Genomic DNA, 8,912 nt, shown 5'->3' on the forward strand with positions numbered 1-8,912 from the left:
GTCCTGGAGCTGTGCCGCGCCGTGCCGGAGCTGCGGCCGGGCTACCCCGCGCTGTGCGAGGCGTCCGCGCGGTTCCTGGAGCAGGCGCTGGAGATGAGCGCGTCCGCGGCGGAGGGGCTCGCGTTCGAGGACGGCGTGAAGATGGAGTGGCTGGTCGGGCTCGCCGAGAACCTGGAGGAGGAGCTGGGGGTGATGGGCGCGCTGGCGGCGATGCTCACCGAGGCCGTGCCCGCCCTGCACGAGCGGCTGCGCGACGCCGACCGGGAGACGCGCCGCCGGGTGGTGGTGGCCCTGCGCCGTCGGGTGTCGGCGGCGTTCCCCGCGACGCCCACCTCCCGGGGACGCAAGGATCCGCTGGACGCGCTCTCCGCGGACTCTCGGCGCCTCACGCAGCTGGAGAAGGCGCTGACAGCGCTGGACGCCTCGCAGGCCGGACTGAAGCAGGAGCTGCTCAAGCCGCTGAGCGTGGCGTACGCGCGCGAGGTGCTGGGCGCGACCCCCTTCGAGCGCATCGAACAGTACGGCCGCGCGGTGCAGGCGGTGGCGGAGAACCTGCGGCGCGAGGGCGTGACGGCCGAGCCGGTGCTCGTCGAGTGCCGGGAGCTGATGGAGACGCGCCTGCGGGAGCATGCCCGCGTGCTGTCGCGCGAGGTGGCCAGTCCTCCGCCCGCGCCCACCGCGGTGCTCAACGGCGACGCGTACACCTACTACCGGGGCGAGCTGTCCGCGCAGGCGCCGGATGGAGAGCTGGCGGCGCTCGTGGGCCTGGACGGTCAGTTGATGGCGGCGCGTCCGCCCTTGGCGTCGTCGTTCCTCTCCGACTCCGTGCGCGCGGCGGTGGCCGAGGCGGAGCTGTCCTTCCTCCAGTCGCGCATCAAGTACCTGCGCAGCTGGCTGACGCAGCTGTTGTCCGCGCTGCCTTCCGTGGACGCCCTCGTCGAACGGGCCGACGCGGAGCGCACCTTCGAGTGGCTGGTGCGCAGCCGCTTCCCCCTGCTCGCGCTCAAGGAAGGCGAGCTCGTGCGACTCAAGGCCACGCTGGGCATGCTGGAGACGCTCCCGGGAGAGCTGGGAGACAGCGCGCGCAAGCTGTCCACCCAGCTGCGCGGCATCGACGAGGACTTCGGGCGCTTCAGCCGGCAGGTGCTGGCGCGGCGGAGCGCGTCGTGAGCGCGGGCTCCGTGGACGGAAGGCGGCGCTGAGGCGTGCTGGCGCGGCGACTCACCCAGCTGCGGCAGCGCCTGGATGCGCTGCGCCAGCCCCCGATGGGACGGGGTGCCTCGTGGTCCTGGCCCTTCGGACGGAAGGTGCGGGGGCCGGAGGACCTGTCCCTGCCGGTGCTCGTGGCGCTCGACCGCGAGCTGGACCGCGTGGGCGTCCACACCGCCGCGGACGCCCGGTTGCTGCTCGCGCTGGGCACCCAGCGGGGCAGGGCGGGGGTGCTCGCGCAGGGGCTCGCGGCACGGGCGGCCCAGGCCCTGGAGGAGTTCGAGGAGTGTCTGCGCCTCGTGGAGCGCGCGCATCGCTCGGGGGAGATGCCGGCGGGCGCCCCCACCGCGCTGGACCGGGGCTTCGTGCGACTGGCCCGCGCGGTGAAGGTGGCGGACCTCTTCGGCCGCCCGCTGGAGCCGTTCGAGGACGACGCACCGTTCGAGATCTTCGAGCGCCCGGTGGAGACGGATCGCCAGCGGCCTCCGGCCAGTGCCCGGCTGGCCATCGCCGAGATGCTGGCCGGCCGCGCGCGAGAGAACGTCATCGACCTGGTGCAGAAGCGGCGCGACCTGGACCTGGCCCACGAGATGCTGTTGCGCCTGGGCACGGACGCGGACCGCGCGCGGAGCATGGCGCTGCGCAACGACGTGGCGGAGGCGCGTGAGCGCGTGCGCGAGGTGCCGCCCACGCGCTCGTTGGATGCGCTGGTGCGCAACGTGCGCGAGAACGTCCAGAAGGATCCGCGGGGCGCATACCGCTCGCTGCAGGGGCTCTACGAGCGCGCCCTGGAGGCGGGAGACGCGGAGCTGGCGGCCGCGGCCCGGAGCGCGCTGAAGCCGCTGCTGCCCCCAGAGCCGCGGCTGACGCGCCTGGTGGAAGAGGCCGAGTCGGAATCGCTGGTCCGGTGGCTCGGGGAATCCGATGCGGAGGAGGCGCCCGCGCGCGCGGCGGAGGACGGGCCGGACGAGCGGCTCGCGGACCTGGCGTTCTCGCTCAAGCCGGAGCAGCTCGCCACGTTCGACCTGGCGGCCGGGTGCGCGCGCTACTTCGACGTGGAGGACTCGCTGACGGAGGAGATCGTCGAGTCGAACACCACCGCCGCGCGAGCCGTTCCGCGCCAGGTGCCCTACCCGACGCAGACGATGTCGTTCGCCACGACGGGCAGCCTGGACGAACTCCACCACTTCGTCATCACCGACCCCCGACGCATCCTCCAGGACCTGGCCGCGCACCGGCAGCTCGTGCGCACCTACCTGGACGACGCGCCTCCGCCCCGACCGCGCAAGGTGAAGCGCACCGCCGTGCGCGTCTACGTCTGTGACGCCTCCGGCTCCATGCACGGCGCGCGGGCGCGCTTCCGCGATGCGCTCATCATCGCGGAGCTGAACAACCTGCGGGTCAAGGCGCGGCGCGGGGAGGCCTTCGACCCGCTCTACTTCAGCTTCTTCAACGACGTGCCCACGGAGCTGGCCCGTGTGGACACCGCCGCGGAGGCGACGCGGCAGATTGAAAAGCTCTTCCACGACTCGCCCGCCGAAGGGCAGACGGACATCTCGCTCGCGCTGCTGTCCGCCTTCGACTCCATCCGCGCCGCGCAGGGACGCGACCCCTACCTCGCACGCGCCACGGTGGTGCTCATCACCGACGGCGAGGACCGCGTGGACCTGGACCTCATCCGCCGCACCCGCGCGCCCATGGGCGCCCTGGACATCGCGCTGAGCTTCATCTCGCTGGGCGAGGAGAACCCCGACCTCAAGTCCCTGGTGCTCGAGCAGCGCGCCGCCGGGGGCCGCGCCTTCTACCACCCGCTCTCCGACGAGGAGATCCGCTGGGCGCGCACCGAGTTCGACACGCCCTGGCGCACGCTGCTGCCGCGCGACGTGCCGCCCACCCTGGCGGCGCTGGAGTCGCTGGCCCCGCACCTGGACGCGCTGGAGGCGGTGGCAGCCGGGCGCGTGCCCCTGGCCGGCGTCGCGGTGGAGGCCTCCTTCGACGCGCTCTTTCCGGCCTCACCCGCGCCGTCCTCGTCACCGGAAGCGCCCGGCCCGGACGTCGCCGCGCGCGTGGCGGACATCCTGGAGGCGGTGGGCGAGGCCGCGTCGCTGGCGCCCGCGGACCGGCGCGCGACGGAGAGCGTGGTCCTCCTGCAGCACCTGCTGTCCGTCTATGGACTGACGCCCGCGCGCTACCTCGCGGTGCTGTCGGGCGGCGGTCGTCCGGTGGGGGACGCGCTGGAACGGGTGCGACTGCTCTGCCGCCCGTTCGGGTAGGCTCCGGGCAAGCACCGCCATGTTCGGCTTCCTCAAACGCAAGAAGACGCCCTCGGCGCCCGTGGATCCGCTGGCCACGTTCGACCGGCTCATCGAGGACCTGGAGCGCCAGGCGGCCGAGGTGCGCAAGTCCGCCGCCACGCTGCTGGCCCTCAAGGGAGAGCTGTCCCGCGGGGTGACGCGCTACACGGCGCGCCTGGGCGACATCGCCGGCCGCCGCCAGACGGCCCATGACAAGGGCGACGCGAAGGGCGTGGGCGTGCTGGAGCGCGACCGCGTGCAGACCGAGCGCCTGCTGGAGTCCACGCGCGAGTCGCTGCGCCGCGCGGAGCGGGACTCGGAGCTGCTGCTCTCCGCGGCGGGGGAGCTGGGCGAGCGCGTGGCGGACCTGCGCATCGAGCGCGAGAGCGCGTCCGCGCGGATGGCCGTGGGCGGCGTCATCACCGACACGCTGCGCGAGCAGGTGGAGCGCTTCGACCGGGTGCTCGCGCTGGAGGCCGCGCGCGACGAGGTGGAGAAGGCGCACGCCCTGGCGGACATCTACCGCGAGGAGCACCTGCCCCCGAAGACGCCCGAGCGCGCCAAGTAGGGAGCAGGGCGCGCTCAGGAGCGCCGGGCCGTCTGGTGCAGCTCCAGCACGATGCTGCCGCCCTTGAGCAGCCGCACCGCCCCGGACGTCTGGCTCACCACCAGCGCGATGCAGTGGGTAGTGGAGGTGATGCCCGCGGCGGCCGCGTGACGGGCGCCCAGGCCCAGCGGAATCTTCACCGTGTCGTCCGTCGCGGACAGGTAGCGGCCGGCGGACAGCACCACGCCGTCCTCGCGGATGACGAACGCTCCGTCCAGCACGGAGAAGTTCTTGATGGCGTCGCGGATCTTCGGGTCGAGCACGTTGCGCTCGGCCTCCGACAGGCCCTGGAACGGGTTGATGGTGAGCTGCCGGCTCTTCTCCAGCACGCTCGTGTGGTCGCCAATCGTGATGATGGTCCCGATGGGGTGGCCCTCGAAGCCCTCCTGGCCGATCTGCAGCGCCAGCTGGATGAGCGCGTCCACCACCTGCGAGTTGAACTCCTCGCCCAGCTTCACGCCCTCGATGGCCAGCCGGTCGTCCAGCGACCCTCCGATGCGCATCTGCATCAGGGTGTCCGGTGCCCGACCCACCTTTCCCGTCATGCACAACACCAGGTCGCCTTCCTTGAAAGCTCCCTGGGAAAGCGCCGACACCAGCGCTACCTTCACCCGCTCGGTGCGCGAGTAGTCGTAGGCGGGGATGACGAGCGCACGGACCTTCTTGCGCTGGTGCTCCTGCGCCAGCGCTTCCATGGTGACTGCGTACACGAGCTTCTTGCGAGCAGGCCGACCCCGCAGGTCCTCTGGAGGAATGGGCGTGTCACAGATGTAGAGGAAGTGGTCGACGTCGCTCTTGGCGGCCAGGGTGAGCGCCGAGCGCAAGAATTCCCGATCGAACTTCGTGTTGTCGCTCAAGCCGCCCCTCGTGCACCTACAATTTGAAGCAGGTCAGCTTGACACTGCCACGTGCATGAATAAAGCTTTCGGGCCCTTTTTTTCAGGGGCCAGGCCCCTCTACCCGCCCCACCTGGAGCGCAGGCTGTGAATCAGAAAGATCTCAAGCGTTACAAGAAGATGCTCGAGGACAGCAAGACGAGCCTGCTGGAGAGCGCGAAGAAGACCCTGGTGGAGGAGTCTTCGTTCGACACGGACGACCTGCCGGATGAAATCGACCAGGCCGCCTCCGAGTACACCCAGTCCATGGTCTTCCGCCTGCGGGACCGCGAGAAGTTCCTGCTGCAGAAGATCGAGAAGGCGCTCGCGCGCGTGGAAGACGGCACGTTCGGCATCTGCGAGCGGTGCGAAGAGGACATCTCCCCCAAGCGGCTGGAGGCGCGTCCGGTGACGACGCTCTGCATCCGGTGCAAGGAGGAGCAGGAGAAGAAGGAGAAGTCCTACGGCTGACGCCGACGCGTGAAGTGTCCCTGGCCGCACGGGCTTGAAGCGCCGTGCGGCCTTCCCTTCGCGCCCGCCTGGAAGCCCTGCGTACCGCCTGCTCAGGCGACGACGGCCTGGATCTCCACGCGCAAGAGCTGGCGACCGATGAGGAAGTGGTCGCCGTTGTCCACGAAGGTGGGCCCCGCCAGACGGATGAAGGTGCCGTTGGACGAGCCCACGTCGCGCACCATCAGCCGGTCCCCGCGCACCTGCAGCAGCGCATGCCGCCCGGACACGAAGCCGTCCGTGGGGAAGGCGATGTCGCCCTGCTCGCGACCCAGCAGGTTGTCGCCCTCCTTGAGCGGGAAGGCCGCGCCGCGCAGGCCGCCCTCCAGCAGCTGGATGAGCCGCAGCCGGTAGCCGGGATCCGGGGAGCCCCACACCTGCGTGCCGCCAGGCCCGAGCGCCGCGGTGGGGATGGGCTCCAGCACCAGGCGCTGGCGGCCCAGGCGCAGCTCGCCGCCCGCGGGCAGCTCGCGCTCCTGGCGCAGGCGCACGAAGACGCCGTTGGCGCCGCCCACGTCCTCCACGGCGAGCCGGGCGCCGGAGAAGAAGAAGCGGCACTGCACGGGCATGATGAAGGGGTCGTCGTTGAGCGCGATGTCCGCCTGCTGGCCGCAGGTGAGGGTGTCGCGCTGCATGCGCACGAGTGACTCGGGGCCGCCGTCCGCCCGCACCACGCGGATGGAGACCTGCGGGCGCGACGACACGTGCGCCACGGCCATCACCATCGTCCCGGAGCGCAGCGCCGAGCCGCAAGCTCGGCATACGGTGGCATCCCGGGAATTCTCGGTGTCACAGCGGGGGCAATAGTCCACGGCGTCCATGAGAGGCCCTCTTCTAGCAGGCCCGCGTGGCGTTGGGGGGGCTGGAGCGCATGGCTTGCTCCACACCCGAGCGGCATGGTGAAGTCCCGGCCCCACCCACTGGACGCTGACGTGTACTGCCCTTCCTGCGGCGCCGACGCCGAAGACTCTTCCCGCTACTGCCCCGCCTGCGGCGCCACGTTGTTGCGCTCGGTGGAGGGCGGTGACGAGTACGTCGGCAAGACGATTGCCTCCAAGTACCGGGTGGAGGCCCTCATTGGCGAGGGCGGCATGGGCAAGGTGTACCGCGCCCGCCAGCTCGCGCTCGACAAGGTGGTGGTGCTCAAGGTCCTCCGGCACACGCTGCTGTCGGACGAGCGCACCGTCGCGCGCTTCCAGCGCGAGGCCAAGGCGGCCAGCCGCCTCAACCACCCCAACTCCATCAGCGTGCTGGACTTCGGCCAGGCCGACGACGGCGCGCTCTTCATCGCGATGGAGTACGTGGCCGGGCAGGACCTGCATCAGATCCTCAGCCGCGAGTGGCCGCTGGGCGAGGCGCGCGTGGTGCGCATCGCCCTGCAGATCCTCAGCGCGCTGTCGGACGCGCACGGCGCGGGCGTCATCCACCGGGACCTCAAGCCCGAGAACATCATGGTGGAGCAGCGCCGCAACGAGCCGGACTTCGTGAAGGTGCTGGACTTCGGCATCGCGAAGATCACCGACGTGCAGGACGAGGGCCCGGCCCTCACGCGCGCGGGCTTCGTGTGCGGCACGCCCGAATACATGTCGCCGGAGCAGGCGCGCGGCGCGGTGCTGGACTACCGCTCGGACCTGTACGCGGTGGGCGTCATCCTCTACCAGCTCACCACGGGCCTCCTGCCCTTCGAGTCCGACTCGGCGGTGGGCTACGCCACCAAGCACCTCACCGAGGAGCCGCCGCCGCCCTCGCGCCGCCGCCCGGACGCGCGCATCTCCCCGGGGATGGAGCGCCTCATCCTGCGCGTCCTGTCGAAGGACCCGGATGATCGGCCGGCCAACGCCGCGGCCTTCAAGATGGAGCTGCTCGCGGTGGACAAGGAGCGGCGCAGGGGCGGGGCGAACGACTCCGCGCCCCGCCGTCCGCAGCCCTCCGGCGTGCTGGCGCCCATCCCGCGCAAGTCCCAGGCCGCCCAGAACCAGGAGGCGCGCAACAGCACGGGCTGGAACGACGTGACGGTGGAGGCCACCGTGCGGGCGCTGCCCGACTCGCGCACGCCCGTGTCCGAGGAGGCCACGCTGGCGCCCGAGGGCGCGCGGGCCAGCCGCACCTCCGAGTCCTCGCCCGCGTCGGGCGGCGGCGAGGGCTTCATCCTCTTCTTCAAGGCGCTCACCACCATGCTGGTGCTGGGGGCGGTGGGCTTCTTCGTCTACTACTTCGGCATCGGCGCCGGCAGTGGCACGGAGGGTACCCAGTACCTGCCGCCGTCCAACGCGCCCCGGCAGCTCAATGCGACGGGCGCGGAGTCGGAGCCCGACTACCTGCGCGAGATCCCCAGCAACGCGCGCAACATCGAAAAGGCGCGCAAGCTGACGCAGGCCGGCGACCGCGACGTGCTGGCGGGCGACCTGGGCCGCGCGGCGACGAGCTACAAGGAAGCCTTCAGCTTCAACCCGGACGCGGAGCTGGCCCTCAAGCTGGGCGAGATGTACTGGCAGCGCGAGCAGACCGACGAGGCGCGCGGCTGGTGGGAGCGCCACCTGCGGGACATGCCCGACTCGCGAGCGCGCCCGTACATCGAGATCCGCCTGGGCGGCGCGGTGGCCCGCCCCACGGTGCCCTGAAGCTCCGGTGAAGCTCCGGTGAAGTCCGTGTGAGGTTCAGCTGGAGCCCGGGGCAGGTGGCTCGCGCCGGCCTGCCTTCAGCCGAGCGTTTCCACCTGCACCACATGCTGGCCCAGGCGGACCCGGTCGCCCGGACGCAGGGGCCGCTCCGTGGCCGGAGGGATGCGCACGAAGGTGCCCAGGCCGCCGGACAGGTCCCTCAGCATCGCGCCCGTCGGGGTGGGGCTCAACTCGCAGTGCCGGCCGGCGAGCCCCTCGTCATGCGGGTACGCCAGGTCGCAGTGGGCCTGCCCGATGGTCAGCAGCGCCGCCGCTGTCACCACCGCCCGGCCGGCCCTGCCGCCCATGTGCACCTCCTCCACGCCGTACAGCGCCTGGCCCAGGGGCACCGGCGAACCGTACAGGTTGGGGCGGCCCGCGACGGGGGGCGGCGCCTCGACGCGGCCGGTGAAGCGGAACAACCGCTGGCCGGCGCTGAAGAGGGCGCGCGGCGCCAGCGGCTCCGTGCCGGAGAAGGTGACGTAGACGCCCGAGGCGCTCGTCTCGTCCCGCACGAAGAGGGCGCCGTCCTTCACCAGGAAGGTGGCGTGCAGCGGCGACACGAAGACGTCGTCGGGGAAGAGGATGGCGCCGCGCTGGCGGCCCACCACGCAGCCCGTCACCGGCAGCTTGTAGCGCTGGCCGCGCGTCGTCCCGGCGATGACCGCCAGCCCGAAGCGCGACGCCACCGGGGCGGGACGCGCCGCCACCGGGGTCGCGCCCGTGGACACCGGGCCCGTGACCGCCGGGCTCGTGG

7 protein-coding genes and 1 pseudogene are annotated in these 8,912 nt (G+C 72.0%); 5 read left to right on the forward strand and 3 right to left on the reverse strand.

The features are described from left to right. The 3 genes and pseudogenes from D7V93_RS30190 to D7V93_RS30200 form a co-directional block, all read left to right on the forward strand. A pseudogene (locus D7V93_RS30190) lies at positions 1 to 1,170 on the forward strand (AAA family ATPase); the annotation flags it as partial. A gap of 35 nt (positions 1,171 to 1,205) precedes the next feature. Continuing rightward, positions 1,206 to 3,482 (forward strand): vWA domain-containing protein, encoded by a 2,277-nt coding sequence (locus tag D7V93_RS30195; RefSeq protein WP_120646681.1) that lies wholly within the window; start codon positions 1,206 to 1,208, stop codon positions 3,480 to 3,482. Between the two features lie 19 nt (positions 3,483 to 3,501). Further along, the gene (locus D7V93_RS30200; protein ID WP_120646682.1) at positions 3,502 to 4,071 is read left to right on the forward strand and encodes a PspA/IM30 family protein; all 570 of its coding nucleotides are present in this window, start codon (positions 3,502 to 3,504) and stop codon (positions 4,069 to 4,071) included. A gap of 14 nt (positions 4,072 to 4,085) precedes the next feature. Here D7V93_RS30200 and D7V93_RS30205 read toward each other — a convergent pair whose 3' ends face one another. Next, the gene (locus D7V93_RS30205) at positions 4,086 to 4,967 is read right to left on the reverse strand and encodes a DNA integrity scanning protein DisA nucleotide-binding domain protein (protein WP_120646683.1); all 882 of its coding nucleotides are present in this window, start codon (positions 4,965 to 4,967) and stop codon (positions 4,086 to 4,088) included. Positions 4,968 to 5,093: 126 nt separating this feature from the next. On the opposite strand from D7V93_RS30205, the gene D7V93_RS30210 reads away from it, so the two are divergent. Further along, positions 5,094 to 5,456, forward strand: a complete 363-nt coding sequence (locus tag D7V93_RS30210; RefSeq protein WP_120610462.1) for a TraR/DksA family transcriptional regulator — start codon at positions 5,094 to 5,096, stop codon at positions 5,454 to 5,456. A gap of 92 nt (positions 5,457 to 5,548) precedes the next feature. On the opposite strand, the gene D7V93_RS30215 is transcribed toward D7V93_RS30210, so the two are convergent. Continuing rightward, positions 5,549 to 6,316 carry a double zinc ribbon and FHA domain-containing protein gene (locus tag D7V93_RS30215; RefSeq protein ID WP_120646684.1) on the reverse strand — a complete coding sequence of 256 codons (768 nt, stop codon included), beginning with the start codon at positions 6,314 to 6,316 and terminating at the stop codon, positions 5,549 to 5,551. 111 nt (positions 6,317 to 6,427) lie between these two features. Here D7V93_RS30215 and D7V93_RS30220 point away from each other — a divergent pair, with 111 nt between their 5' ends. Next, complete coding sequence (locus D7V93_RS30220; RefSeq protein ID WP_244237603.1) at positions 6,428 to 8,116, forward strand: serine/threonine-protein kinase; 1,689 nt, start codon at positions 6,428 to 6,430, stop codon at positions 8,114 to 8,116. Between the two features lie 77 nt (positions 8,117 to 8,193). Here D7V93_RS30220 and D7V93_RS30225 read toward each other — a convergent pair. After that, positions 8,194 to 8,912: FHA domain-containing protein (locus tag D7V93_RS30225; protein ID WP_147451411.1), on the reverse strand; the 719-nt coding region annotated here is incomplete at its 5' end.

This window comes from Corallococcus llansteffanensis, assembly GCF_003612055.1.
In the GTDB taxonomy this organism is placed as follows: Bacteria; Myxococcota; Myxococcia; order Myxococcales; family Myxococcaceae; genus Corallococcus; species Corallococcus llansteffanensis.